Consider the following 26,282-nt stretch of genomic DNA (forward strand, 5'->3'; position numbering starts at 1 on the left):
GTTGACACCCTGTCGGCTTTGCTAAGATAGTGGGGTTGCCTGCTGCGGCGGGCATATTCCTCGGTAGCTCAATTGGCAGAGCAATCGGCTGTTAACCGATAGGTTCTTGGTTCGAGTCCAAGCCGGGGAGCCATTACTTATCCTCGTGGATGGTTCAGGCGTCGAGGTCGTCGACTCCCGGCATCCACGAGTTTCCCGGTGTTCCCCAACCGCGCTTGCGAGAGATCTTCTGAGCGGTTCGCCAGTCGCGGTCGCCGAGCCTGTCCACATAAAGGACGCCGTCGAGGTGGTCGAATTCGTGCTGCAGGATGCGGGCGCGCCAGCCGTCCACCTCGATGTCGACCGGCTTACCCTCGAGATCGATTCCAGTAACCCGGGCACGCTCGGAGCGCCGCAGCGGGAAGCGCTCACCAGGGAAGGACAGGCAGCCTTCAGACTCCTCGTCGGGATCGGGCTCGCCCGGCTCGAGGGGAGCGATCCACAGTTCCGGGTTGATGATGACGCCGCGCCATGGCGCACCGTCGTCATCGGTGTAGCTGTACGTGAAGATCCGAAGCCCCACGCCCACCTGAGGGGCGGCGAGACCCACGCCGGGCGCGGCATCCATCGTCTCGTACATGTCCTGGACGAGCTGACGGATGTCATCGTCGATCTCGGCGACGGGAGCGGCGGGAGCGTGAAGGACGGGATCGCCCATGATGCGGATCGCGAGAACAGCCATGCGACAAGCCTATTGAGACACGCGGTGTCTGGCCGACGCCGGGATAGGGTCGAGAGGTGCTCCTCCTGACCGTGTCGGCAAGTGTGACCGACCAGATCACCGAGGCGTTCCGCGACCCCGCTATTCTCGCCGGGATCCCTCTCGCGCTGCTCGGCGCCATCTTCATGTCCTTCGGCGCCCAGTATCAGTACCGGGGAGTCCAGAAGGTCGAGAAGGTCACCGGCCGGTCCGGTGGGAACGGACTCGACCGCAACCACCTGCTGAACTTGCTGCGACGGCCGTCGTGGCTCGCAGGCACCATCATGCTCGGCCTGGCCATCGTGTGTCAGCTGGCTGCACTCTCCGTAGCGCCGCTCATCGTCGTCCAGCCTCTCGGCGCCGTCTCGCTGGTCATCACGACGCTGTTGAACGCGCGCATCAGCGGACACCGCCCGACCCGCCAATCCATCCGGTCGATCGTTGCCGCGGTCGGCGGCATCTTCATCTTCGTCACGATTGCGGCGTTCTTCGCCACCGAGCGTCCCGTCACCCAAGCGCAGCTGCTCATCATCCTCGGCCTGTTGGCCGTTACCATCGTCATCTTCGCCGTTCTCTGGCTCGTTTTCCGCAAGCACGGCCTCGCGCTGTTCTATATCGTCGCCTCCGGGGTTCTGTACGGGTTCGTGGCGACGCTCGCGAAAGTCGTCTTGAGTCGGATCCGCGACCAGAACTTCGACTGGCTCACTCTGCTGTGCGTCGTTGCCCTGCTGGCTGCGGTGGCGGTCGGGGCCTACTTCGTCCAGACGGCGTACAGCTTGGGACCACCCGATCTCGTGATTGCGGGTCTGACCGTGATCGACCCGATCGTTGCGGTCGCGATCGGCCTGGTCGTACTGCAAGAGGCCGAGACGGCGCCACTGTGGGCTTTCATCGGATTCGGCATCGCCGGCGCACTGGCGATCTACGGAGTTATCAGCTTGGCGCGCAACCACCCGCAGGTGATCAGCGACAGTCTGGAGCTACCGTTCACGCGCGCAAGCTCGTCCGACGATTCATCCGACGACGGGCAGAAGTCCTCGTCGTGAGCGGACGCCCGGTACGCTGATCTGGCAGGGGGCGGTGGCCAAGCTGGTCAAGGCAGCGGGCTCATAACCCGACGATCGTGGGTTCAAGTCCCACCCGCCCTACGAACAGAACCCCGCTTGCTGGCGGGGTTCTGTTCGTTGTGGGGGTGTTGCCGTCGAGCGCACTCGTGGGTGGGCCCCGTTCGCCGGAGGCTCCGCGGGTCGCGGAGCGGGCCGTGGAGGGGCGAAAGGGACAAGTCCCACCCGCCCTACGAACAGAACCCCGCTTGCTGGCGGGGTTCTGTTCGTTGTGGGGGTGTTGCCGTCGAGCGTTACTCCGCCTTCGGCTTGGATGTGCGCCGAGAGGCAACAACCGGCGCGGATGCTTCTCCGCCAGCTGCATCCGCCATGCCAGTACCGAAGGCGCGGCCGACAGTCTGACCCTGAATGATGGCGGCGAGGTCAATGCCGGTCGCTGCCTGCACGCTGTCGAAGACCGACTTCATGGCTGTCGCGCTGTCGGCGCCGATGACGCGGGATGCGCCCTCCTCGCCTGAGCCGCCGCCGACGATCGATACGTTGCCGATCGCCGAGTAACCCTTCGCGAACTCCGCCATGATCGAGGGGAGCACATCGAGCACACGTTGCGACAGAATCGCCTCTTGGTTGGAGGCGATGGCTTCTGCTTCGGCCTCGATCGATTCGGCGCGGGCCTGACCTTCGGCCCGGATCGCGTCGGCCTCCGCCTCGGCACGCAGGCGCCTCGCCGTGGCTTCTGCGTCCGCGAGCGCACGCAGAGCACTAGCCTCACCGGCGGCGCGCGCCTCGGCAGCGGCAGCCTCTCCCGCGGCGCGGGCGCGGTCTGCCTCTGCCTGCTGCTCGGCGATCCGCGTGCGAGCCTCTGCCTCTTTGATCTTCTCGATCGCGGCAGCCTCTGCGGCACGTTCGCGGGTGTAGAGCTCGGCCTGCGCCCGGGTCTCGGCCTCGTAGCGCTGAGCGTCGGCGACGCGCTTGACGTCGGCATCCAGTTGGGCCTGCCGGTTCTCGGCCTGCTGCTGCAAGACCGCCTGTTCAGCCTGAGCTCTCGCGAGCTGCTCAGCCTGTTCGGCCTCAGCACGAGCGCGACCGATACCGGCGTTCGCATTGGCGGTATTGGTGTCCAGTGCCGTCTGCTCGATCAGATTCGCTTCCTGGTTCGCGATGTTCTTCTGATTGATCGCGCGGTCGGCGTTGGTTTGCGCGATCTCGGCGGCCTGGCGCTTGGCCTGGATCTCCGGCGCTCCGAGGGACTGGATGTACCCCATCGCGTCAGTGATTCCCTTGATCTGGAACGAGTCGAGGATGAGACCTTGTTCGGCCAGTTCATGGGAGACATCGACGGCGATCTGATCCGAGAATTTCTTGCGTTCCCGCATGAGTTCGACGACCGACAGTGTCGCAACGATGCCACGGAGCGCCCCCTCGAGCTGCTCCGTGGTGAACTGCTCGATCGCCTTGTCCTGTGACGCGAAACGCTCGGCGGCGCGGCGGACGAACAGCGGGTCGGATCCGATCTTGACGATCGCGACACCATCGACGTTGAGCGTGACGTTGTCGAGCGACTGGGCCTCGGCATTCAGCGAGACCTGGCGAGAGCGCAGCGAAATGATCTCGTGGCGCTGTGTGAGGGGATTCACGAGCGACTTGCCGTTGACGATCACGGTGACCGGGGACTCGGTCATCTCCGACCTGCTGGTGCCGTCGGCATCCATCACTGTGGTCTGGACGCGCTGCTTGCGGCCCGAGATGACGAGGGCTTCGTCTGCGCGGGCCACCTTGATCCACGCCCTCGCGAGCAGGAGGCCGATGAGCGCAACGATGATCGCTGCGACGACTGCCACCCCGATGATGATCAGAATGCCGACAAAACCGGCTGCCTCCATGGGCGTCTCCTTCGGTTTGGGCAGCGCGCCAGAGGAGGCGCGCTGCGAGAGTCGCGTGTGGCCCCCGACCCAGCCTTTCAGACGGGCGGTCTCGGGCAAAGCCCCAGTTCGCGCCGCGGTCACGTCGGAATGACAGGCTTGTGATTCGGCTCGCCCCAGGCGATAATGGGCCCGATAACAGAACAGCCACAGATCTCCTGAGGACGTTGGGGAAGACGCACCTCGGAACGGAGATCGATATGGCTACATCAATGACGCGCGGTGTGGTGATGATTCACTCCGCGCCACGGGCGTTGTGCCCCCACCTGGAGTGGGCGGTGGGTCGCGCGCTCGGTCGTGCGGTGAACTTCGACTGGGCGGACCAGCCTGTGCTCCCCGGTGCACGGCGTGCCGAGTACTTCTGGTCGGGACCGGTCGGAACCGGGGCAGCAATCGCCTCCGCGATGCACGGCTGGGAGCACCTGCGTTTCGAGGTCACCGAAGATCCGTCGGCCGCTTCGGATGGTGCCCGGTGGATGCACACTCCCGATCTCGGAATCCATCACGCGCAGACGGATGCCGCCGGCAATGTCGTCGTCGGCGAGGATCGCATCCGGTATGCGATGGAGCTCGCGGCACGCGACGTCCGCGACATGCAGCGCGAACTGCAGGTCGCACTCGGGTCAGCGTGGGATGACGAACTCGAACCCTTCCGTCACGCCAGTGACGATGCACCCGTGGTGTGGCTCCACAAGGTTGGATAACGACTTCGCGTGCCGCGCGCGTGCGTACCGGATGTCGGATGAGACGGTTCCCGGCACTGGGAGAGCGTGGCAGCACGTGACGATGAGAACGGGTTCCTCTGAGCAATGGTGCAGAGGGACCCGTTCTGCGTCCGGCTTCAGCAGTTCGGTGGCGTCGGATGCCCGGCCGGTGGTCGCCCTTGGATCTCGCCCCAGGCGTACCCGCTGACGGCCTTTCCGCCGAGCGTACCGGAGTAGGAGAAAAGTCCCTCGTAGACCGCGCGTCCGAGGGCATTGAGTTCCTGATCGTGCGCGGTGGCCCGGAACACGAGGTCTGCAGCGGGACGTGACGCTGAGGCATCCAACGTCACCGCGTACGAGAGTTCATAGACGTAGCAGCTATGCGGCGAGGTCCACGCGCTTGCCGGATCGGGCGTGATGTGGATCGCGCCCTGCGGCCAGTTGGCGGTCGGCTGGAGCGTGCCGTTGGCGGATTGCGAAGATCCGGCACCGCCGAGCATGGCGTAGTAGAGATTTCCAACGTCCTGCTGGCCCGTCACCGCGATCAGCATGCCTTGTTCGGTATCGGGCAGCTGGACCGAGAACTCTGTCCAGGCATACCCGTTGCTCACGATGTACTTCGCGGAATCGTTGTAGGTCTCGGTCAGATTATCGAAGAACAGCACGCCGCCCGTGCCGCCGCTCGCGTACGCCGATCCGATCTGAATCGACCACGACTCGACCTCGACGAGCGGCATCGAGTAGTAGTGCGAGCCCTGCCCGGCCATCGGGTCACCGGTAGCAGCGAGATACCGGCCGATGTCTCCGCCATACGTGTTCATGATCGCGGTGCGCTGATCAGTCGTGGTGATCGGGCCACCGGATGCCGGCAGCGGCGCCCCATCGAACATCCACAGCGGGAAGAACCCGTTTGGTCCGTATCCCCATTGGATGATCCCAGTCGTGTCGCGTGCTCGGATGGTCAGTGTGGTCGGCTCGCTGACGCCGGTTTGGTAGATCCCGGTGTCGAGCGAGACGGTGAGCTCGTAGAGCGCGCCGACGGCGCCGATGGTGCCGGAAACGACCCTCATGTCAACCGTCTGAGCTGGTTGTCCGTGGTTCTGCTGTTCGACGTGGATGCGCCAGGGCTGGTAGCTGATGGTCGTGGGGACGGTGATGCCGGCAAGGCCATCGATTCCACCGAACGCGGGGCCGGTGTTCTGGTCGAGGCGGTTGAAGATGAGCCCCGACTCTTCGATGGTGAGCAGGGGTACCTGAAGGCCCGGGATGACGGAGTTTCCCTGTGACATCAAGGCGATCGCGTTGATGCTGCCGTCACTGCCGACAAGGTGTCCGAAAAACTCATAGGACTGCGAGTCGTACTGGGGGAGACCTGTCGACAGGTAGGCGCGGAATCCGGTGCAGTCGCGCCCCTGTGCCAGCGGCACCGAGGAGTACTGGGCGATCGAGCCGAACGCGAGGACGGGATCCGTCGGGGGAGTGTTGCTGGTGGGGCACGCCGACGGAATTGTCGGCGTCGGGGTGGGATTCGGCGCGGGATTTGGTGTCGGCTGCGGTGATGGGCGGCTGGAACCACCGCTGCTGCCGCCGCGTCCTGGACCGATCGGTGGTGACGGTGCTGGAGAGGGGGGAACGGTCGGCGTTGCCGAGGGGGTGGTGGTTGGTGTCGAGTGACGTCCCTGGATCGTTGCCGAGGGTGACGCTGAGGGGGAAGCAGAGCCCTCAGGTGCCGCGGTGGGAGGTCCGAAAGTGCACGCGCTCAGCCCGAGGAGGGCCAGCGCCATGACCGGAGCCAGCACCATCGCGCGAACAGAACCCACGGGTGAAGTCTTCCACACGTGGTCAGCCAGGCTGGAGGTGCCTAGATGCTGCGGAACGCGGCGACGGCGTTGTGTCCGCCGAATCCGAAGGAGTTGCTGATCGCGACGTGATCGCCGTCACCGAGCTCGACAGCTTCGCCCACCCGGAGCGGGATCTCGGGATCCTGCTCCGTGATGTTGATCGTCGGGGGGGCGATGCGGTTGTGCAGCGCCAAGACGGTGAAGACCGCCTCCAGCGCACCGGTGCCGCCGAGCAGGTGTCCCGTGGAGCCCTTGGTTGCCGACACGGGGATCTCGTGGACGCGGTCACCGAACACCGACAGCAGCGCCTTGTATTCGGCGATATCTCCCGTTGGTGTCGAGGTGGCGTGTGCGTTGATGTGCGTCACGTCATCGACGGAGGCGTCAGCTTGCGCAAGGGCCTGCAGAACTGCTCGGGAGGCGCCGAGACCCTCGGGCTCGGGAGCCGTGATGTGGTACGAGTCAGCCGTGACCGCGCCGCCGGCAACGACGGCATAAATCCGGGCACCGCGGGCTCGCGCGTGTTCTTCGGTCTCGAGCACCAGGGCGGCGGCACCCTCACCCATGACGAAGCCATCGCGGTCGATGCTGTAGGGACGTGACGCGTGGGCCGGGTCGTCATTGCGGCGTGACAGGGCCTGCATCGAGGAGAAGGCGGCGAGGGTGATCGGGTGGATGACCGACTCGGTGCCGCCCGCGATCACGACATCTGCGAGGCCGAGGCGGATGTGCTCGACCGCGTTGACGATCGACTCGGTGCTGGATGCACAGGCCGAAGCCACGGTCCGTGCATATGCGCGCGCCTCCAGATACATCGAAATAGCCGCGGCAGGAGCATTGGGCATGAGCATGGGAACCGACATCGGCATGACGCGACGCGGGCCCTTCTCACGAAGGGTGTCCCACCCGTCGAGGAGAGTCCACAGTCCGCCGATTCCGGTGGCGAAGTCGACGCCGAGGCGCTCGGGGTCGACGTCCGGAGTTCCGGCATCCGCCCACGCTTCGCGGGCAGCGACCAGTGCGTACTGAGACGACGGGTCGAGGCGCTTGGCTTCGGGCCGGGCGAGCACGGTGTCTGCCGGGACGCGTGCCGAGGCCGCGAACGTCACGGGGAGCTCGTACTTGGCAACCCAGTCGTGCTCGAGCGAGCGCGCGCCAGATTCGCCGGCCAGCAGTGCCGACCAGGACTCGGGCGCCGTTCCTCCGATAGGGGTCGTGGCGCCGATACCGGTGACGACGATACGTGAACTGCTCATGTAGTCCTCAGGGATGGTCCGGTGGGGGCGGCGCCCCCACCGGAGATCGGGTCACGCCTGGTTCGACGTGATGTAGGTGACAGCGTCGCCGACGGTCTTGAGGTTCTTGACCTCGTCGTCGGGAATGGTCACGCCGAACTTCTCCTCGGCGTTGACGACGATGGTCATCATCGAGATCGAGTCGATGTCGAGGTCGTCCGTGAACGACTTCTCCATGGCGACCTCGTCGGCAGAGATGCCGGTCTCGTCGGTGATGAGCTCGGCGAGTCCTGCGAGGACGTCGTCGTTTGTGAGTGCCATGGGTATCTCCCTCTGGGTTGATATGGATGGATTGTGGTCGGTGTGGGCCTCAGGTGAGGCCGTCCTGCCAGTCTAGAGTTCGAGGCTCGGGCGTCACGGAAGGACGACGACCTGCGCGCCGTACACCAGGCCCGCTCCGAAACCGATCTGCAGGGCCAGGCCGCCGCTGAGTTCCGGGTGTTCCTCGAGAAGTCGGTGCGTGGCGAGCGGGATGGAGGCGGCGGAGGTGTTTCCGGTCGTCTCGATGTCGCGTCCGATCACGACGGACTCGGGAAGCCCGAGCTGCTTGGCGAACTCGTCGATGATCCGCATGTTCGCCTGGTGCGGAACGAAGGCTGCGAGGTCGGATGCCTCGACGCCTGCAGCTGCAAGGGCCTCACGGGCAACCTTCACCATCTCCCACACCGCCCAGCGGAAGACTGTTGGTCCCTCCTGACGGAGCGTGGGCCACGGTGCCTTGCCGTCGCGGAACTCGGTCAGCGTGTGGTTCATCCCGACGGCGTCGGCCTTCGAACCATCCGAGCCCCACACCGTCGGGCCGATCCCCGGTGTCTCGGAGGGTCCGACAACGGCAGCACCGGCACCGTCGCCGAGGAGGAAAGAGATCGAGCGGTCGGTCGGGTCGACGATGTCACTGAGCTTCTCAGCCCCGATCACGACGGCGTAGTGTGCGCCGCCCCCGCGGATGAGAGCATCGGCCTGCCCCACTCCGTACGCGAACCCCGCACACGCAGCGTTGAGGTCGTACGCCGCGGCATCCTTCGCTCCGATGCGCTCCGCTACGATCGCCGAAACCGACGGGGTTTGCCGGGGGTTGGAGATCGTTGCGACGATCACCGCGTCGATCTTGTCCGGAGAAACGCCCGACTTCGAAACGGCTTCGGCGGCGGCATCCGTAGCAAGGTCGATCGCGTTCGTCGTCTCGACGGCGCGCACGCGGGTCACGATTCCGGTGCGCTGGCGGATCCACTCGTCGCTTGAGTCGATCGGGCCGACGAGCTCATCGTTCGGAACGATTCGCTCGCCCCGGGCCGCGCCGTAGGCGTAGATCCGGGTGTGCGCAGCACCCTGGGGCTGACGAAGGGACGCGGTCATTCGGCTTCTCCTTGAGCGGATGCGGTGGCCACAAGCTCGGCCGCCGACGTGAGGTCTTCGGGAGTCTTGACCGCGACTGAGGGTACTCCGCGCAGGGCACGCTTCGCGAGGCCGACAAGGGTCCCGCCGGGTGCGAACTCGATCAACCCTGTGACGCCCGCGGCGGCGAACGACTGCATGCACGCGTCCCACCGAACCGGGGATGCGACCTGATCGACAACGAGCGAGAGTGCCTCCGCTCCGCTGCCTACCCGCGAACCATCCCGATTCGTCCACAGCTGCAGGCCTGGATCGGACGGGGTCACGGCTGCGATGGCCGATCGCAGCGTGTCGACCGCCGGTGCCATGTAGTGCGTGTGGAAAGCTCCCGCAACCGAAAGCGGAATCACACGGGTCCCTGCCGGCGGCTCGGCGCTCAGCGCGGCGAGTGCCGCGGCCGCACCTGCCGCCACAATCTGTCCTCCGCCGTTGAAGTTCGCCGGTGTGAGCTCGAGCGCGGCGAGGCTCTCCTCGACGACTGCCTGGTCGCCGCCGATCACGGCGCTCATCCCCGTGTCAGCGAGCGATGCGGCATCCGCCATCGCCCGGCCGCGGATTCCGACCAGGCGCAGTGCAGTCTCCGCATCAATGACACCAGCCGCTGCCAGTGCGGCGAACTCACCCACCGAATGCCCGGCTACCCCGTCGACAGGCGTAGAGACCCGCTGTGCGAAGAGCTCCCACGACAATACGGAGGCGGCGACAATGAGCGGCTGCGCAATACGCGTGTCGCGAATGGTGTCGGCATCCGCATCGGTTCCGGCTTCGATGAGGTCGACCTCTGCCCACTGCGAGAACTGCTCGAGACGTGGGCGGACCCCATCGATGTCCAGCCAGGGTTCGAGGAATCCTGGCGTTTGGGAGCCTTGACCGGGGAAGACGGCGATGATCACCATCCCATCCTGCCAGCGTGTCGAGAGGTCATTCTGGAGATTCTGATCGAGAAACCGCGCATTCGTTTGTCGCGCGTCTACACGATCACGCTGATACGCGGCGGTGCAGCGCGGCAGGTCGGCGTCGCACTGACTCGGTGCCCATCGAACCCAGGATGAGCGCGGTCTGGAGGATGAGGGCCTCGCGGGGACCCGTGGCATCCCATCCGATGACCTCCGAGACGCGCTTGAGGCGATAGCGCACCGTGTTGGGGTGCACGAACAGCTCGCGCGCCGTGGCCTCGAGCGACCGACCGTTGTCGAGGTAGCTCCACAGGGTCGTGACAAGATCCGTCGAATGCGCGTGCAGGGGACGGTAGATGCGTTCGATCAACGTCTGCTTGGCCAACGGATCACCGGCCAGCGCGCGCTCCGGAAGCAGGTCATCGGCCTCGACCGGCCGCGGCGCATGCCGCCATGCGCGGGCAACGGCAAATCCCGCCAGTGCTGCGCGGGCGCTCATGCTGGCATCGACCAGCGCCGGCACCGCGGGGCCGAGCACGAGGTATCCCGGCCCGAAGCCGGGCTCGAGGCGCCGAGCGATCTCGGGGAAGGGCAAGTCCTGCTCGGCGTCTTCTGAGCGCGGTGACGGCTCTGACCTCCCGATCACCAGAACCAATCGGGATCCCTGCACCCCGATGAGCACATCCACGCCGAGCTTGCGTGCGGTTCGGCGCAGCTGGTCGACGTCGAACTGTGGCGGTGTCGTGCCCACCAGAACAGCGACTTCTCCGTGGCCGTGCCATCCGAGCGCCGCAATCCGGCTCGGCAGCTCCTCGTCGGTTTCGCCCGTGAGGATCGAATCCACGACGAGAGCTTCCAGCCGTGCATCCCACAGCCCGCGCGCCTCGGCGGCTCGGGCATACACGTCGGCCGCCGCGAAGGCGACCTCCCTCGAGTAGAGGAGGATCGCCTCACGCAGGCTCTCGCTCTTGCTCGCGATCCGCTCTTCGGTCACCGTCACTGACACACGGATGAGCTGAAGCGTCTGCTGCAGGCTCACACTGCGCAAGAGTTCTCGGGGCGCAGCGGCGAAGATGTCTGCGGCGATCCACGGCGTCGACTGCGGATCGTCGTACCACTGGATAAATGACGTGATACCGGCCTGGGCCACCAGGCCCACCGCGGACCGACGCGCAGGCGGCATCTCGGAGTACCAGGGCAGGCTCTGCTCGAGCCGCTGGATCGTCGCGGTGGCGAGATCCCCCGAGATGCGGCGTAGCCACGCCAGAGTCTCGGCCTTGTCGGTGGGATGCGCTGTCATGGCCGGGTCGTCAGCTCTCCCCGCCTGCGTTTCCGCTGGTGCCAGCCTTGACGTTGTGCAGGTCGTACTTGCGGATCGCCTGGCCGGCAAGGGCCCGGTCGACGACGCCGTCTTCAGCCAGTGCCTGCAGCGTGCGAACCACGATCGAGGGGCCGTCGATCTTGAAGAAGCGTCGTGCTGCCGGACGCGTGTCCGAGAACCCGAAGCCATCGGCGCCGAGCGTTGCGAAGCGCCCCGGAACCCACGGACGGATCTGATCCTGTACGGCGTGCATGAAGTCACTGACGGCGACCACGGGGCCCTCGGCATCCTGCAGCTTCTCGCTGATGTAGGCGCGGCGAGGCTCATTCTCGGGGTGCAAGAAGTTGTGCTCGTCGGCGGCAAGGCCGTCGCGGCGCAGCTCCGTCCACGACGTCACCGACCACACGTCGGCCTGAACGCCCCAATCGTCGCGCAGCAACTGCTGGGCTTCGAGTGCCCACGGCACACCGACCCCCGAGGCGAGCAGCTGCGCACGCGGGCCGTCGCCCTCGGCGGTGGAGATGCGATGGATGCCGCGCACGATGCCTTCGACATCCACGCCCTCGGGCTCCGCGGGCTGCACGAGTGGCTCGTTGTAGACCGTGAGGTAGTACATGACGTCGGGATCGGGGTGGTGCCCGCCGTACATCCGCTCCAGGCCCGACTGCACGATGTGCGCGATCTCGTACCCGTACGCCGGATCGTACGACACCGTTGCCGGGTTCGTTGAGGCCAGAAGGTGGGAGTGGCCGTCGGCGTGCTGCAGACCTTCACCCGTCAGGGTTGTCCTTCCCGCAGTCGCACCGATCACGAAACCCCGTGTCATCTGGTCACCGGCAGCCCACTGCGCGTCGCCAGTGCGCTGGAACCCGAACATCGAGTAGAAGACGTAGACGGGAATCAGCGGCTCGCCGTGCGTTGCGTAGGACGTCCCCGTGGCGGTGAACGCCGCCAGCGCGCCGGCCTCGTTGATGCCGACGTGCATGATCTGACCCTGCGGGCTCTCCTTGTAGGCAAGAAGCAGATCGCGGTCGACCGACGTGTAGTTCTGGCCGTGCGGGTTGTAGATCTTCTGGGTCGGGAAGAACGCGTCGATACCGAACGTCCGCGCCTCGTCCGGAATGATCGGCACGATGCGGTTGCCGAAGCCCTTGGCGCGCAGCAGATCCTTCAGGAGCCTCACGAACGCCATCGTCGTGGCGACTTCCTGCGTTCCCGAGCCCTTCTTCGGAAGCGCGTAGACATCGTCGCCCGGCAGCGTGATCGAGGTGTGCGAGGTCCGTCGCTGGGGAAGGAAGCCGCCGAGCGCGCGGCGTCGCTCCATCATGTACTGGATCGTCTCGTCCTGCGGGCCGGGGTTGTAGTAAGGCGGCAGGTACGGGTTCTCCTCGAGCTGGGCATCCGAGATCGGGATACGCATCGAGTCGCGGAAGTGCTTGAGGTCTTCGAGCGTCATCTTCTTCATCTGGTGGGTCGCGTTGCGTCCCTCGAAGTGATGGCCGAGACCGTAGCCCTTGATCGTCTTGGCGATGATCACGGTGGGCTGGCCCTTGTGCTCGACTGCTGCCTTGTAGGCGGCGTAGACCTTGCGGTAGTCGAGACCACCGCGGCGCAGCTTGCCCCAGATCTCCTCGTCGCTCCAGTCCTTCACGAGGGCTGCGGTGCGCTCGTCGCGGCCGAAGAAGTGCTCACGGATGAACGCCCCATCTTCAGCACGGTAGGTCTGGAAGTCACCGTCCGGGGTGGTGTTCATGAGGTGCACGAGTGCGCCGTCGGTGTCTTTGGCGAGCAGCTCGTCCCAGCCGGTTCCCCACACGACCTTGATGACGTTCCAGCCCGCACCCCGGAAGAAGCTCTCCAGCTCCTGGATGATCTTCCCGTTGCCGCGCACCGGCCCGTCGAGACGCTGGAGGTTCGCGTTGACGACAAACGTGAGGTTGTCCAGGCCCTCGTTCGCGGCGACCTGAAGCTGGCCGCGGCTTTCGACCTCGTCCATCTCGCCGTCACCGAGGAATGCCCAGACGTGGCTGTCGCCGACATCCTTGATGCCACGGTTTGTCAGGTACTTGTTGGTCATCGCCTGGTAGATCGCGTTAATCGGGCCGAGCCCCATCGAGACGGTCGGGAACTGCCAGTAGTCAGGCATCAGACGTGGGTGTGGGTACGACGGGAGGCCGTTGGGCGCCGCCGACTTCTCCTGCCGGAAGCCGTCGAGCTGGGCCTCGGTCAGGCGTCCTTCCAGGAACGAACGAGCGTAGGTTCCGGGGGAGGCGTGCCCCTGGATGAAGATCTGGTCGCCGCCGGAGGGGTGGTCCGGGCCGCGGAAGAAGTGGTTGAAGCCCACCTCGTAGAGCGATGCAGAGGAAGCGTAGGTCGAGATGTGACCACCGACGCTGATGCCGGGGCGCTGGGCGCGGTGGACCGTGATCGCCGCATTCCAGCGAATCCAGCGTCGGTAGCGGCGCTCCAACTCCTCGTCGCCGGGGAAATCGGGTTCAGCATCCGGCGAGATGGTGTTGATGTAATCCGTGGTCGGCACCTGCGGCACGTTGAGCTGAAGCTCGTGCGAGGTCTGCAACAGGCTGAGCATGATCTCTCTGCCTCGCCCCTGGCCCTTGGCCGAGACGAGTTGCTGCAGGGACTCCTGCCACTCCGTGGTCTCGTCGGGGTCGCTGTCCAGCGGCCCCTGCGAGTACGGATCCTGATCGTTGACGGTCACGTGAAACCTTTCTTCGACGGGCAGGGTGTGCCACGAACGGGCGGCCGAGCGCTGCAGGGTAAGCACCGCAGGGTCTGGTCGTGCGCGTATCTGTATGGCAGACCACGACCCAGCCTAGCGATTCCCGCATCCGGTGGGAGCGGTCGATGAGCCACAGCTGTCTCAGCAGAAACGGTGGATGCCGCATCCGCCCCGTAGACTCGCCTCGAGGGCCTTTAGCTCAGCTGGTAGAGCGCCACGTTTACACCGTGGATGTCGTCGGTTCGATCCCGGCAGGGCCCACATGAATGCGAGTCCCGACGATCAGCGCCGTCTTCTCGAGGTTGCTGCCCTCGATGCCCGCACCCGCGCTGCTTCTGCTGCGGCACGCTCACCTGAACAGGCAGCTCGGATTTCAGAGCTGATGCAGACGCGGACAGAGCTGAACCAGGACCTCGTTCGCGCGCGGGGAGCTGTCGATGACGTCCGCGCAGAGCAACGTCGCCTCGACGACGACCTGAAGGTGGTCGAGGCGCGTATCGCCCGGGACGCCACACGGCTCGCCGACTCTGCCAACGCCAAAGAGGCGCAGAATCTCGAGCACGAGCTCGCCGCGCTGGCGCGGCGAAAGAGCGATCTCGAGGACGCGGACCTCGAGGCGATGGAGCGGGCGGAGGCAGCTGAAGAGATCGTCGCGGGCCTGGAAGCTCGACTGCGCGAGGTCAACGAGGAGGGCGCATCACTCAGTGCCGGCGCCAAGGCTGCGGTATCAGCGGCCCAGGCCGACGAGGCGGCGGCGACCCGGGATCGCGAGGCTGTCGCATCCACGGTTGACCCCGATCTTCTCGGCCTCTACGACAAGCTCGCCCAGCGCAGTGCCGGTGCCGCCCTGTTGACCCGACAGACCTGTGGTGGGTGTCACATGGTCCTTGCGGGCAGCGACCTCAGTGCTCTGCGCGCCGCCGCGCCGGAGGCCGTCGTGACCTGCCCAGAGTGCGGCTGCATCCTCGTCCGCACGGAAGAGTCCGGGCTCTAGACCCCGCTGCGCTGCGTCCGCCTCGGCGTTGAGTTGAATCGGAAAGCTGCCGCGTAGACTCGGCGGTGCGAATGGGTCGGCCGGACGGTCGCGTCGCGGCAGTGCCGCGCCGAGGAACGTCCGGGCTCCACAGGGCAGGGCGGTGGGTAACACCCACCCGGAGCAATCCGCGAGACAGTGCCACAGAAAGCAGACCGCCGGGCTCGTCCCGGTAAGGGTGAAAGGGTGGTGTAAGAGACCACCGGAGTCGTGGTGACACGGCTCGCACGGTAAACCTCGTCCGGAGCAAGGCCAGACAGGGGATGACGACGCGGCTCGCCGAGTCCCCGGGTAGGCCGCTAGAGCGGCGCGGCAACGCGTCGCCGAGAGAGATGACCGTCGACGGAGCACCAGCTCCCGAACAGAACCCGGCGTACAGGCCGGCCCATTCGCCCGGCTGACGCGTTGCAGCGCCTGACGGATTCAGTCCGCGGCGGTGGTCTGGGCCAACTGAGGCATCGCCCCGAGCGAGAGCGCGGCTGCGCCGATGATTCCGGAGTTGTTGCGGTGCACGGCCGGCACGATCGGGGTGTTGAGCTTCAGCAGCGGCAGGAACTCTTCCGGGTGCTTCGACACCCCGCCGCCGACGACGAACAGGTCGGGGGAGAAGAGGAATTCCAGGTGGCTGTAGTACCACTGGAGCCGCTTGGCCCACTTCTCCCATGACAGTTCCTCGCGCTCCATCGCGGAGTAGGCGGCGTAATACTCGGCGTCCTTGTCCTTGCCGGGACGGGCGAGGTGGCCGAGTTCGGAGTTGGGAATGAGGACACCGTTGTAGATCATGGCCGAGCCGATACCCGTGCCGAGGGTCGTGAGCAGAACGAGGCCCTGGACCCCCTTCGCGGCACCGTAACGGACCTCGGCAACCCCTGCGACATCCGCATCGTTAGCGAAATGGATGTCGCGGCCCAGGCCGTCCTCGAAGAACTTCTCGGCCTCGAACCCGATCCACTTGTCGGAGACGTTCGCTGCCGACAGGGTCTTGCCATTCTTGACGATCGCGGGGAATGCAACGCCCAGAGGGATGTCGGTGTCCGCGACCTCGAGCGTGTCGAGAACCTGCTTGACGGCCTCCAGCACCGCGGGCGGCTCCGCTCCCGGGGGAGTGGGCACCTTGATGCGATCGGTGACGAGCTCACCCGCTTCGAGGTCGACAACACCTCCCTTGATTCCCGTGCCGCCGATGTCGATGCCCACTGCGCGGGTCAGGTCAGATGCCATGCGATCAGCCTACCCATCCGCGCGCCTCTGATCAGTAGGATCGAGTCAACGGAACCCACCGAGGGAGCAGACGTGTCCGCTGACGCCGAGAAGTACTGGTACAACCTGACCACTGGTCAGGTGGAGAAGGGCTTCGAATCGCCCGCGGTCGACCGTGCCGGTCCGTTCGACACCGCAGAAGAGGCGGCTCGGGCGCCGGAGATCATGAAGGAGCGTTCGCGCGCCTGGGCCGATGACGAAGCCCGCGAAGACTCCTGGGGCTCCGGCGGCAGCGCCGCCCACTGACGTTCGTACCGAGAGGACCTCCATGGACAAGCAGCGGGACTTTGTTCTTCGCACGATCGAGGAGCGCGGCGTCAAGTTCGTGCGCCTGTGGTTTACCGACGTGATCGGCACGCTCAAGTCGGTGGCCATCGCGCCAGCCGAGGTTGAGGGCGCGTTCACGGAAGGCCTGGGCTTCGACGGCTCCGCGATCGAGGGGCTCACCCGCTCCTACGAGTCCGACCTTCTGGCGCACCCCGACCCGACGACGTTCCAGATCCTGCCGTGGCGCGGTGAGATCGACCCGACCGCGCGCATGTTCTGCGACATCACGACTCCCGATGGCCAGCCTGCTGTCGCCGACCCTCGCCATGTGCTCAAGCGGACCCTCGCAAAGGCCGCGGACGCGGGATTCACGTTCTACACGCATCCCGAAATCGAGTTCTACCTTCTCAAGTCGTCGGCGTACGGAGCCGATGGCCCCGATCCGGTCGATTCCGCTGGATACTTCGACAACGTTCCCGGCGGCACAGCGCACGACTTCCGTCGCCGGTCGGTGCGGATGCTGGAAGACCTGGGCATCTCGGTCGAGTACAGCCACCACGAGGGTGGTCCCGGGCAGAACGAGATCGACCTGCGCTACGCAGATGCGCTGGCGACAGCGGACAACATCATGACCTTCCGCACGGTCATCAAAGAGGTCGCGATCGAGCAGGGCGTCTACGCAACGTTCATGCCCAAGCCCCTCAGCGGTCAACCCGGCAGCGGCATGCACACTCACATGTCACTGTTCGAGGGTGATGTGAACGCCTTCTACGAAGAGGGCGCCCAGTACCAACTGTCGAAGGTTGGACGGCAGTTCATCGCGGGGCTCCTGCGCCACGCAAATGAGATCAGCGCCGTCACCAATCAGTTCGTCAACTCGTACAAGCGTCTCTGGGGCGGCGACGAGGCGCCGAGCTTCATTTGCTGGGGACACAACAACCGCTCAGCGCTCGTGCGCGTCCCGATGTACAAGCCCAACAAGGGTCAGTCCTCGCGCGTCGAGTATCGTGCTCTGGACTCGGCGGCCAACCCGTACCTCGCGTACGCCTTGCTCCTGGCTGCCGGTCTCAAGGGCATCGAGGAAGGCTACGAGTTGCCGGCCGAGGCGGAGGACAACGTCTGGTCGCTCACCGATTCCGAGCGCCGGGCCTTGGGGTACGCACCGCTCCCGGCTAGCCTCGACCAGGCGCTGGAGTACATGGAAGACTCCGAACTCGTGGCAGAGACCCTCGGTGAGCAGGTGTTCAACTACGTTCTGCTGAATAAGCGTCGTGACTGGCAGCATTATCGTGCGCAGGTCACCCCGTACGAGTTGAAGAGCAACCTCGAGATGCTCTGACGCGCGCGGGACCGCCGATGGCATCCACCGAACGGACCACGGGTCTGACGGAGCTCGCGCGCGTGGGCTTCAGCGAGCTCGCTCAGGCTGATGCTGGCCTCACGGAACTTGCTGGGTCGCTCGGGATCGACCGAGCCCAGATCGCGGCTCCTGCGACAAACGCTGCCGACCCCGACGCGGCGCTGCAGGCTCTTCTCCGGGTTGCGCGTCGTGATTGTGACGCCCTCCGGGTAGCGGCGCTCGATGAGCGACGCTGGGCCCACCTGTGGTTGCTGCTCGGGGCTTCACGAGGCTTCGGGGAGTTCTACGGCAGGCATCCGCGCGAAATCGTGCAGCTTGAGGGAGGGGCTGACAGCCTGCCCAATGAAGCCGAGCTTCGTGAGGCTCTCCTAAGTGCAGTCGGGGTGGAGGGAGGGTTTGCCGACGACGGGTCCGAGGCTGCCTGGGTTCGGCTGCGGATTGCGTATCGGACGGAACTGGCCCGAATTGCGCTGTTCGACCTGTCGCACGTTGCCCCGGAGGCAGTCCTGGACACTGTGTCTGCTGCACTCGCCGACGCTGCGGGCGCAGCTCTCGAGGCATCCCTGTGCATCGCCAGGACCCGCATCTCGACGGGGGGACCCGCTGGCCAGTTCTCGCGCGAGCAGGTCGATGCGACGCAGTTCGCGATCATCGGGATGGGCAAGTGCGGGGCCCGCGAACTGAACTATGTCTCTGACGTAGACGTGATTTTCGTTGCGGGAACGGATGACGAGTCCCTTGTCTCCGAGGCCCGCGCCGTCGACATCGGCACCCGACTGGCCGTCCAGACCATGCGAGGCATCTCTGGTGTCGAGATCGAGCCGCCGCTGTGGGAGGTCGATCCGAACCTGCGACCCGAGGGCAAACAGGGAGCTCTCGTGCGCACGCTCGAATCGCACGTTGCCTATTACGAGCGCTGGGCGAAGAGCTGGGAGTTCCAGGCACTTCTGAAGGCGCGGCCCATCGCGGGCAATAGAGCCCTCGGAGATGCGTACATCGACGCAGTCCGGCCGCGTGTGTGGGCGAGCGCCACACGCGAGAACTTCGTCGACAGCGTTCAGCGGATGCGCGAGCGCGTCACAGACCACATCCCGCCCGACGAGGTGGCCCAGCAGATCAAGCTTGGTCCGGGTGGCATCCGCGACGTGGAGTTCACTGTGCAGTTGCTGCAGCTGGTGCATGGCGTGAGCGACGAGGCGATCAGGCAACGGGGCACGCTCGCGGCGATCGATGCGCTGGTGACCGAGGGGTACATCGGGCGCACGGATGCTGCAGCATTCGCGCGCGACTACCGGCTGTTACGGCTCCTCGAGCACCGTCTGCAGTTGCGTCGGCTCTCACGCACGCACCTCATGCCGACTGATCTCGACGAGTTGCGGGTCTTGGCGCGTTCGTCCGGTCTCGCGGATACCGGCGCAGATCTCGTCACTCAGTGGGAATCGATCAAACGGGAAGTCCGCGATATTCACGTGCGGCTGTTCTACCGGCCGTTGCTGTCGGCCGTAGCAGCACTACCCGCCGAAGAGCGCGCCCTGTCCGAGGACCAGGCCCATGATCGGCTCGCGGCGATCGGCTTCCGCGATCCGCCTGGCGCTCTTCGCCACATCCGCGCGCTCACGACAGGGCTCAGTCGAAAGGCGACAATCCAGCGCCACCTCATGCCTGTGATGATTCGTTGGTTCGCCGACGGCGTCGATCCCGATTACGGTCTGATCTCGTTCAGACGCCTGAGTGAGCGTCTCGGCGATACTCCGTGGTTCCTTCGAATGCTGCGGGACTCCACGGGTGCGGCTGAACGCCTGACGCGTGTGCTCTCCGGTTCGCGATACGTCGGAGAGCTCGTCGAATGGATTCCGGAATCGGCAGCCTGGCTGGACGGCGAAGACCAGCTGAGACCGCGATCAGGCGTGGCGCTGCAAGAAGAAGCGCGGGCCATTCAAACTCGCCACACTTCTATCGAGGATGCAGCTCGGGCGGTGCGGGCATTGCGTCGACGGGAGGTGCTGCGCACCGCAATGGGCGGGGTTCTTGGCATCCTGTCCATAGACGAGATCGCCGAGGCGTTGACGACGATCGCCGAGGTGACGATCCAGGCGACACTCCGGGCAGTACGCCGCGACGTCGTGCCTCCCGAGGACGACGCCCTTGACTTCTCGGTCATTGCTATGGGCCGCTTCGGCGGGTCGGAACTCGGTTTCGGCTCGGACGCCGACGTTCTCTATGTCTACCGCGCCAACGGCGTGGACGAGAGCCGTGCTGCGCAGCTGGCCGGCGCGCTTGTTGCAGGTCTTCGTCAGCACTCGGAGGACCTGAGGCTCCCGCTCGACCTGGATGCCGACCTTCGACCCGAGGGGAGGTCGGGCCCCATGGTCCGGTCTCTGGATTCCTACGCGGCTTACTACCAGCGGTGGTCACTCTCCTGGGAGGCGCAGGCGCTCCTTCGCGCGCGGGGTGTGGCAGGCAGTGTGAAGCTCATCGGTGCCTTCACGGAGCTCGCCGACACAGTCCGCTATCCCGAGCGAGCCGATGAGAACGGTTTGCGAGAGATCAAGCGCATCAAAGCCCGCGTCGAGAACGAGCGGCTCCCGCAGGGGATCGATCCGGCTCGCCATCTCAAGCTCGGTCCTGGTTCTCTCAGCGACGTCGAATGGCTCGTGCAGCTTCTCCAGCTTCAGCACGCGCACGCGGTGCCCGATCTCCGCACGACATCAACACTGCGCGCACTGGACGCCCTCGTGACGCATGGTCTCCTTCCCGTGAGCGCTGCAGATCGCCTGCGACACGCCTGGGTGCTCGCGAGTCGGCTGCGGTCTGCGAACACGCTGCTTTCAGCGCAGACGAGCGATGTCCTGCCCAGCGACCGACAGAAGCTCGACGGCCTCGCGCGCCTGCTTGAGTATCCGCCCCACTCGGCATCCCAGGTGGAAGAGGACTATTTGGGTGCGACCCGGCGTGCCAGGCGGGTGTTCGAGAAGTACTTTTACGGCTGAGTCGGCGGGCGATGTCAGTTCACGCGAAAGCCCCGCATCCAATCGGATGCGGGGCTTTCGTCGTACCGGGTCTCAGACGCCGAAGTACAGCTCGGCTTGAGGATCTGAGAACCGGAGGGTGTCCCACAGGATCGTACTCCCCTGTGAATACAGGGAAGTGCGATGTTAAGCATGGGGTGGGTCGCTGCTGCCGCTGTCCGAGAACCTGTCCGTTTTGCGGATTCTTGGCCGTCCTACGGGGTTCGCTGGAGGACGACGGGTGGTGCCGCCTACCTCATTGGTATGAGCGACGACCGCCCCCGCCTCTGGACTCCGCAGGAGCTTGCAGAGTACACGGGCATCCCGATCAGGACGCTCGCTGACTGGCGGACCGAGCGTGCGCGCAGCCGAGGTCTCGGATTGCCGTTCGTCGCACTCTCGTCGCACAACGTCCGCTACCGCGATGAGGATGTCGAAGCGTTCATCGCCGGGCGGATCGTGGCCCCGACGGACAGGGCGGGCGACTGATGGCGCGGCCGAAGCGCGCACTCGGCGAACTCGGCAAGGTGACCTACACCGTCGAGCCGAGCGGTCTCGTCATCGCGCGAGGACGGGTCTATGACGGCAACGGGCATGAGCGCCGTCCGAGCGGCAGCGGAGCGACCGAGGCCGAGGCGCTGGCCGCGTTGCAGGAGGCGGCTGATGTCGCTGTCGGTCGAGTCCTGGCGCGACGAACGCAGTTCATGACCGTCGCAGAGCTGGCGACGACGTGGCTGAAGACGGCGTATCACGACGACGATCCACGGGTGCTGCGCCAGCGCCGCGAGCAGACGGTCGATGGCTACGCATCGGTGGTCCGAGCGCATGTCATCCCGCGTGCCGGTGCCATCCCCATTGCCGACATCACCGCCGACCGCGCCGACGGTCTGCTCATGGACATCGCACGAGAGAAGTCGGTGACGACCGCGAACAAGGTGCGGAACGTGATGTCGCTCATGTTCGACTGGGCGATCCAGCAAGGGCACTTCTCGGCTGCCGGGTCGATCCAGCAGACGCGGTATGGAGCGGTCGTTGTGGCGAACCCGATCCGTGCGACCAGGCGAGCGGATGAGCCGGACACGGTGTACTTCGAACTCGACGCGGTGCAGGTAAAGTACGTCCTCCATCTCATCCGCGACGTGTGGCCGGAGCGGCATCGGACGCGCTATCCGGTGGGCCGTCGGCCCAACTACAAGCTGCTCGCCGACTACATCCTCATCACGCTCGGCACCTCCGAGAGGACCGCGGAGCCGATTGCGATCCGGTTCCAGGACGTGCGGTTCGAGGCGGTGGAGCAGCCGGACGGAAGCCTGACGATGGAGGCACTCGTCTGGGTGGGCGGGACGATGGTTCGCACGAAGTCCCGCGGTCTGTTCCGTCAGGACTCGCCCAAGGCGGAGCGGCAGAAGCGTTGGGTTCGCGTTCCGAAGTTCGCAGCCAAGGTTCTGAGTGAACTCGTGGCGAGCCACGTTCCCGATCCCGAACGGAATCCAGACGACGTCCTGTTCACTACCGAGCGCGGCCGTCCGCGCGATCCCAGCGCGGTCGGCGAACTGTTGCGGATGTTCCGCCGCGAGTTCGAGCCGGAGCTGCTGGCTATCGGGGTCGATGCCGAGCACCTCACCTTCCGTAGCCTCCGCAAGGCCGTCGCTGCGGCGGTATCGGACACGGCCGGCGTCGAGGTCGCACGCGATCTGCTCGGGCACAGTGACGCGGCGATCACCGAGGGGCACTACGCGAAGCGCCCTGATCTCATCGTCGAAGTCGCGGCCGATGCGCTCGACGAGGTGTTCGCGGGCATCGACGCATGAACTGCCGCGAAGAGGGAGAACTGATGATGCACAGATACGCTTCGCTGACTGTGCAGGTGGAGGTAGGATGTGAGCATGACCCCGGCACCCTTGACGATCGACCCCGAGGACGTGCGCGCCAGCGCGCGGGAGACTTCGGAGCTCCCCGCCTGGTTGGAGAAGGTGGCGGAGTACGTCCAGCGCGCGGCCTCCGAGGGCGAGACCGTCACGTTGACGGCGAAGCAGCGGATGCTCACCCCGGAGCAGGTCGCATCGCTGACCGGGGTGTCGCGCTCCACTATCTCTCGCAAGATCAAGGCGGGGGAGATTCACGCCGTCAAGGTCGGCAACCGCAACCGCATCCCCTACGAGGAATACCAGCGGTGGTGGGACCAGGCGATGGGCGACGTGATCGAGCTGGTGCGCGATGACCTCCGGGAAGACCTTTTCGGCACCCGGTGACGTGACCTTCGTCTTCCTCGATGCGAATGTCGTAGCCAAGCCCGTCACACGCACCCTGTTGATGGTCGGCGCGAGCCGCAGCGGGTTCGTCGTGGGATGGAGCGCGACCGCCGAGGCGGAGGCTGCCCGCCACATGCGCCCGAACGCGACCCGGCCCGTGGACTTGCGGCGGCGCTACGGCGGCGAGTTGACCCCTACCGGGAACGTGGCGAGGCGGTTCGAGGCCACGGACGCCAAGGACCGCCAACTCGTTGCCGACGCGGAAGCGGCCGGGGCGCGATTCATCGTCACCGAGGATGTGGACGACTACGGGCTGGCCGATCTTGCCAGCGTCGGCATCTCGGCGGTGAACCCCGACCTGTTCCTTGCGGAGCGTCTGACGCGCGCGGCGTACACCTTTGTCATCCGGCGATTCGTGGAACTCCAGGTGAGTCCACCGACGACGCCCGCGCAGTTCCATGCCGCCATCGCCAAGAACCACCCGCGCCTATTCGCCACACACGCTGACCTCTACGAGGTCGAGCCCGAGCGCGGCATCCACGGCGAGCCGGAGGTGATCTTCCGCGGCACGCGCTGCCTGCGCTGCGAGCGGATCGTCGCGGATCCGGCCACGGTCATCGACGGGCTCGGCCCGGAGTGCCGCTGAGCTACAGCCGCGGGGCGTTGCCCGACAGCGTGGCCGCGGGCGTCGCGGCGACGAAGGCGGGGGAGTCGTCTTCCCGTGCCGTGCCCTCTCGCGAGCCCAGGTTCGGCTCGTAGGTGCGCACGGTCTCGACGGTCAGCTCGGTGCAGCTTGTCTGGACGCCGGGTGCGTTCAGGCCGTCGGAGGCCGGGGGTTCCGGCATCTGGATGTCGTGGGCTCCGGTGACGATCCGCGCTGTCCCGCTGCACAGCAGTTCGTGTGGGCCTGAGCTGGTGGCGCTCGTGATCGGGCCAGGCACAGCCCCGACATCGCGGCCGAAGGTGGCGGCGCGAGCGGCGACCAGGAGCGAGCCAGAGCGGACGCCTGCCTCGACGATGACGCTCGTGTCCGAGAGTGCGGCGAGTAGCCGTGCGCGCTGCACGAAGCGCAGCCTGGTCGGCGCGCATCCGGGCGGGATCTCGCTGAGCAGAGCGCCGTTCGCGGCGATGCGCTCGAACAGCTGCTGATTGCCCGCCGGGTAGGGCCTGTCCAGGCCGCCAGCGAGGACGGCGATGGTCTTACCGCCCGCGTTGAGCGCGCCCCGGTGGGCGGCGGCCTCGACGCCGTAGGCGCCTCCACCGACGACGATGCCGCCGCGCTCAGCGGCTCCGGTCGCAAGCTCGGCGGCGACGAACTCGCCGTAGCTCGACGCGGCGCGAGATCCCGTGAGCGTGACGAGCCGCTGGACGGGGGTTCGGAGGGTGTCGACCTCACCGAGCACCCACAGCGCCAGCGGCGGGGTGACGCCGCCGATGGCGAAGCCCTCGGGCCACTCGGGATCGCCGGGGATCGAGACGTGCAGGCGGTGACGCTGGGTTGCGTCGATGACCTGCTGAAACGCCTGGGGCCTGAGCCGGGGAGCGGCGAGGTCTCGCCAGAGCGCGGCAGCCTCCGTATCGACGCCGGGGACAGGCTCGGTCGAGGTGAGGAGGCGAAGTGTCTCCTGGGCCCCGACCGCGGCTATCACCGCGGCGGTGGTGGCCTCGCCCGGCTCGAAGGCGATGGCGAGCGCGATCCTGGCGCTCCGCTCATTGGTGGTGAGCGATTCGATCGTCTCCATGTTCGCGTCCTCTCCGCTGTCCAGGCACCTGGCCTCACGAGAGAGGTGCACCCGTGGTGCCGCCCGGAGGCGGCTCGGCAGTGGCGGCTACAGGGACGGCGTACTGCTCGGGGGTTGTCGCGTCGGATCGCTGGAGTCGAACGGTTCGACCGTCACCGTGACGGCTCCCTCCCGCGACCCCAGGTTCGGCTGGTAGCCGCGCACAGCCTCGATGGTTAGCTCGACGCGCTCTGACTCGAGTGAGTCAGGCTCGGGGCGGGGCTCGTCCTGCATCGCGGCGAGCTGGGACTCGACGCGGGCGAGGTCTTCCTCGGCGTCGGCGAGGGTCTGTGCGTGGCGGAAGGGCTGGCCGAGGCGCTGCTGGGTGTCGGCGACGGTCTGCTCGGCTTCTTCCAGGTCTTCGCGGGCCTGGTCGAGAAGGGAGGGGATGCCGCTGACGCGGTTCTCGATGCGCTGCACGAGCCCGAGCCCGGCTTCAAGGAATGACTCCTTCGGCAGCGTGAATCCCGAGCGGGGCACCTCGGGCAGGGAGAGGGTCACATCGAGGGCGGCGAGCCCGGAGCGGGCCTCGACGTGGATGTCGAAGCCTGAGATGCGGCCGATGATCCCGAAGTCCTTGTGCCCGTACCGCGGCAGCCACTTCAGCCCGGAGTCGCCCATCCATGCGGCGAGGGCGTGGGCGGCTTCGGAGCGGGAGTCGTAGTCGCGCGCGCCGAGCGTGATGCGGAACCTGTCGCCGCTCGTGTCGATCATCCGCGGGGCAGCGGCTTCCAGCCCGCGAATGTCCGCGGCGGCGCGCTCGGCGGCTGACCGGGCGCGGTTTCCGGTGTGGACGAGCATGTCCTCGTTGCGCTCGTGCGCGCGCTGGAGGCGGCGGAGCCGGTTCACCTCGTTGAGGATGACGGAGTGCTCCAGCAGGAGCGGATTGCCGGAGGCGATTGCCTTGGCCTCTGCTGCGGACAACGCGGAGGTGTCGATCTCCTCGATCTCTCGGGCGTTGATCTTGCCGCGCAGGAGCTGCGCGAACGACGCGGCCTTCCGCTCGACGGTCTGCCACATGTAGGAGTCGAAGGAACGCTCGGTGACGTAGCGGACGATCGCCACTTCCTCGTTCTGGTTGCCCTGCCGCATGATGCGACCGTCGCGCTGCGCGATGTCGGAGGGCCGCCACGGGCAGTCCAGATGGTGCAGCGCGATGGCGCGGGCCTGGACGTTCGTGCCGACACCCATCTTCTCCGTCGATCCGAGGAGCACGGCGACGTGGCCGGCACGGGCTGCGGCGAACAGGCGGGCCTTCTCCACGTCGGTCTTCGCCTCGTGCATGTATCTGACCTGCTCGGCGGGGATGCCGCGCTGCACGAGCTGCTGCCGCAGCTCGTCGTAGGCGTTCCACCTGTCCTGGTTCGGGGTGCCGATATCGGAGAACACGAGCTGGAGCGACCC

At 66.3% G+C, this 26,282-nt stretch carries 22 protein-coding genes, 3 tRNA genes and 1 other RNA gene; 14 read left to right on the forward strand and 12 right to left on the reverse strand.

The features are described from left to right. Window positions 1-57: 57 nt before the first annotated feature. Window positions 58-133: transfer RNA gene (locus tag BGO47_RS05715), tRNA-Asn, on the forward strand. A 21-nt stretch (window positions 134-154) separates the two neighbouring features. Here the strand turns inward: BGO47_RS05715 and def are convergent. After that, window positions 155-721 carry a peptide deformylase gene (gene def / locus BGO47_RS05720; RefSeq protein ID WP_292709410.1) on the reverse strand — a complete coding sequence of 189 codons (567 nt, stop codon included), beginning with the start codon at window positions 719-721 and terminating at the stop codon, window positions 155-157. A 56-nt stretch (window positions 722-777) separates the two neighbouring features. On the opposite strand from def, the gene BGO47_RS05725 reads away from it, so the two are divergent. Then, window positions 778-1,785 (forward strand): DMT family transporter, encoded by a 1,008-nt coding sequence (locus tag BGO47_RS05725; protein WP_292709411.1) that lies wholly within the window; start codon window positions 778-780, stop codon window positions 1,783-1,785. A 28-nt stretch (window positions 1,786-1,813) separates the two neighbouring features. Next, window positions 1,814-1,887: transfer RNA gene (locus BGO47_RS05730), tRNA-Ile, on the forward strand. 209 nt (window positions 1,888-2,096) lie between these two features. Here BGO47_RS05730 and BGO47_RS05735 read toward each other — a convergent pair. Further along, window positions 2,097-3,686, reverse strand: a complete 1,590-nt coding sequence (locus BGO47_RS05735) for an SPFH domain-containing protein (protein WP_292709413.1) — start codon at window positions 3,684-3,686, stop codon at window positions 2,097-2,099. 239 nt (window positions 3,687-3,925) lie between these two features. On the opposite strand from BGO47_RS05735, the gene BGO47_RS05740 reads away from it, so the two are divergent. After that, on the forward strand, window positions 3,926-4,429 hold the full coding sequence (locus tag BGO47_RS05740) for a DUF3145 domain-containing protein (RefSeq protein ID WP_292709415.1): 504 nt from the start codon (window positions 3,926-3,928) through the stop codon (window positions 4,427-4,429). Between the two features lie 137 nt (window positions 4,430-4,566). Here the strand turns inward: BGO47_RS05740 and BGO47_RS05745 are convergent, their stop codons facing one another. The 7 genes from BGO47_RS05745 to aceE form a co-directional block, all read right to left on the reverse strand. After that, window positions 4,567-6,249, reverse strand: a complete 1,683-nt coding sequence (locus BGO47_RS05745; protein ID WP_292709417.1) for a lipocalin family protein — start codon at window positions 6,247-6,249, stop codon at window positions 4,567-4,569. Window positions 6,250-6,290: 41 nt separating this feature from the next. Continuing rightward, entirely contained in the window at window positions 6,291-7,526 is a 1,236-nt protein-coding gene (locus BGO47_RS05750; protein ID WP_292709419.1) for a beta-ketoacyl-[acyl-carrier-protein] synthase family protein, read from the reverse strand. A 51-nt stretch (window positions 7,527-7,577) separates the two neighbouring features. After that, the gene (locus BGO47_RS05755) at window positions 7,578-7,826 is read right to left on the reverse strand and encodes an acyl carrier protein (RefSeq protein ID WP_195691493.1); all 249 of its coding nucleotides are present in this window, start codon (window positions 7,824-7,826) and stop codon (window positions 7,578-7,580) included. A gap of 93 nt (window positions 7,827-7,919) precedes the next feature. Continuing rightward, complete coding sequence (locus BGO47_RS05760) at window positions 7,920-8,921, reverse strand: beta-ketoacyl-ACP synthase III (protein WP_292709423.1); 1,002 nt, start codon at window positions 8,919-8,921, stop codon at window positions 7,920-7,922. Further along, the gene (locus tag BGO47_RS05765; RefSeq protein ID WP_292709425.1) at window positions 8,918-9,853 is read right to left on the reverse strand and encodes an ACP S-malonyltransferase; all 936 of its coding nucleotides are present in this window, start codon (window positions 9,851-9,853) and stop codon (window positions 8,918-8,920) included. The genes BGO47_RS05760 and BGO47_RS05765 overlap by 4 nt, the downstream gene beginning before the upstream one ends. Before the next feature lie 85 nt (window positions 9,854-9,938). Further along, window positions 9,939-11,156 (reverse strand): PucR family transcriptional regulator, encoded by a 1,218-nt coding sequence (locus tag BGO47_RS05770; protein ID WP_292709427.1) that lies wholly within the window; start codon window positions 11,154-11,156, stop codon window positions 9,939-9,941. 10 nt (window positions 11,157-11,166) lie between these two features. Then, the gene (gene aceE, locus BGO47_RS05775) at window positions 11,167-13,896 is read right to left on the reverse strand and encodes a pyruvate dehydrogenase (acetyl-transferring), homodimeric type (protein ID WP_292709429.1); all 2,730 of its coding nucleotides are present in this window, start codon (window positions 13,894-13,896) and stop codon (window positions 11,167-11,169) included. A 209-nt stretch (window positions 13,897-14,105) separates the two neighbouring features. On the opposite strand from aceE, the gene BGO47_RS05780 reads away from it, so the two are divergent. The 3 genes from BGO47_RS05780 to rnpB all read left to right on the forward strand — a co-directional run bounded on the left by BGO47_RS05780 (window position 14,106) and on the right by rnpB (window position 15,342). Further along, a tRNA-Val gene (locus tag BGO47_RS05780) sits at window positions 14,106-14,178 on the forward strand. A gap of 1 nt (window position 14,179) precedes the next feature. Next, a complete protein-coding gene (locus tag BGO47_RS05785; protein WP_292709431.1) occupies window positions 14,180-14,911 on the forward strand; it encodes a C4-type zinc ribbon domain-containing protein in 732 nt (243 codons plus the stop codon). 72 nt (window positions 14,912-14,983) lie between these two features. Beyond that, window positions 14,984-15,342: RNase P RNA component class A (rnpB, locus tag BGO47_RS05790), an RNA gene on the forward strand. A 31-nt stretch (window positions 15,343-15,373) separates the two neighbouring features. Here the strand turns inward: rnpB and ppgK are convergent. Continuing rightward, complete coding sequence (ppgK, locus tag BGO47_RS05795) at window positions 15,374-16,171, reverse strand: polyphosphate--glucose phosphotransferase (RefSeq protein WP_292709433.1); 798 nt, start codon at window positions 16,169-16,171, stop codon at window positions 15,374-15,376. 72 nt (window positions 16,172-16,243) lie between these two features. Here ppgK and BGO47_RS05800 point away from each other — a divergent pair, with 72 nt between their 5' ends. The 7 genes from BGO47_RS05800 to BGO47_RS05830 all read left to right on the forward strand — a co-directional run bounded on the left by BGO47_RS05800 (window position 16,244) and on the right by BGO47_RS05830 (window position 23,743). Then, complete coding sequence (locus BGO47_RS05800; RefSeq protein WP_292709435.1) at window positions 16,244-16,456, forward strand: SPOR domain-containing protein; 213 nt, start codon at window positions 16,244-16,246, stop codon at window positions 16,454-16,456. A gap of 22 nt (window positions 16,457-16,478) precedes the next feature. After that, window positions 16,479-17,816: a type I glutamate--ammonia ligase gene (gene glnA, locus BGO47_RS05805; RefSeq protein WP_292709437.1), complete on the forward strand. Its 1,338-nt coding sequence runs from the start codon at window positions 16,479-16,481 to the stop codon at window positions 17,814-17,816. 17 nt (window positions 17,817-17,833) lie between these two features. Then, window positions 17,834-20,827 (forward strand): bifunctional [glutamine synthetase] adenylyltransferase/[glutamine synthetase]-adenylyl-L-tyrosine phosphorylase, encoded by a 2,994-nt coding sequence (locus tag BGO47_RS05810; RefSeq protein ID WP_292709439.1) that lies wholly within the window; start codon window positions 17,834-17,836, stop codon window positions 20,825-20,827. Window positions 20,828-21,109: 282 nt separating this feature from the next. Continuing rightward, the gene (locus tag BGO47_RS05815) at window positions 21,110-21,334 is read left to right on the forward strand and encodes a DNA-binding protein (protein ID WP_102209750.1); all 225 of its coding nucleotides are present in this window, start codon (window positions 21,110-21,112) and stop codon (window positions 21,332-21,334) included. After that, window positions 21,334-22,656: a tyrosine-type recombinase/integrase gene (locus BGO47_RS05820; RefSeq protein ID WP_292709444.1), complete on the forward strand. Its 1,323-nt coding sequence runs from the start codon at window positions 21,334-21,336 to the stop codon at window positions 22,654-22,656. The genes BGO47_RS05815 and BGO47_RS05820 overlap by 1 nt, the downstream gene beginning before the upstream one ends. 75 nt (window positions 22,657-22,731) lie before the next feature. Continuing rightward, complete coding sequence (locus BGO47_RS05825) at window positions 22,732-23,097, forward strand: helix-turn-helix domain-containing protein (protein ID WP_211255132.1); 366 nt, start codon at window positions 22,732-22,734, stop codon at window positions 23,095-23,097. Next, the gene (locus BGO47_RS05830) at window positions 23,063-23,743 is read left to right on the forward strand and encodes a hypothetical protein (RefSeq protein WP_292709447.1); all 681 of its coding nucleotides are present in this window, start codon (window positions 23,063-23,065) and stop codon (window positions 23,741-23,743) included. Before BGO47_RS05825 ends, BGO47_RS05830 begins: the two co-directional genes overlap by 35 nt. Window position 23,744: 1 nt before the next feature. Here BGO47_RS05830 and BGO47_RS05835 read toward each other — a convergent pair whose 3' ends face one another. Next, the gene (locus BGO47_RS05835; protein WP_292709449.1) at window positions 23,745-24,839 is read right to left on the reverse strand and encodes a DNA-processing protein DprA; all 1,095 of its coding nucleotides are present in this window, start codon (window positions 24,837-24,839) and stop codon (window positions 23,745-23,747) included. Window positions 24,840-24,926: 87 nt separating this feature from the next. Continuing rightward, on the reverse strand, window positions 24,927-26,282 hold a 1,356-nt coding region (locus BGO47_RS05840; protein WP_292709451.1), incomplete at its 5' end, for a helicase C-terminal domain-containing protein.

The organism is Microbacterium sp. 67-17 (assembly GCF_001898325.1).
Classification (GTDB): Bacteria; Actinomycetota; Actinomycetes; order Actinomycetales; family Microbacteriaceae; genus Microbacterium; species Microbacterium schleiferi.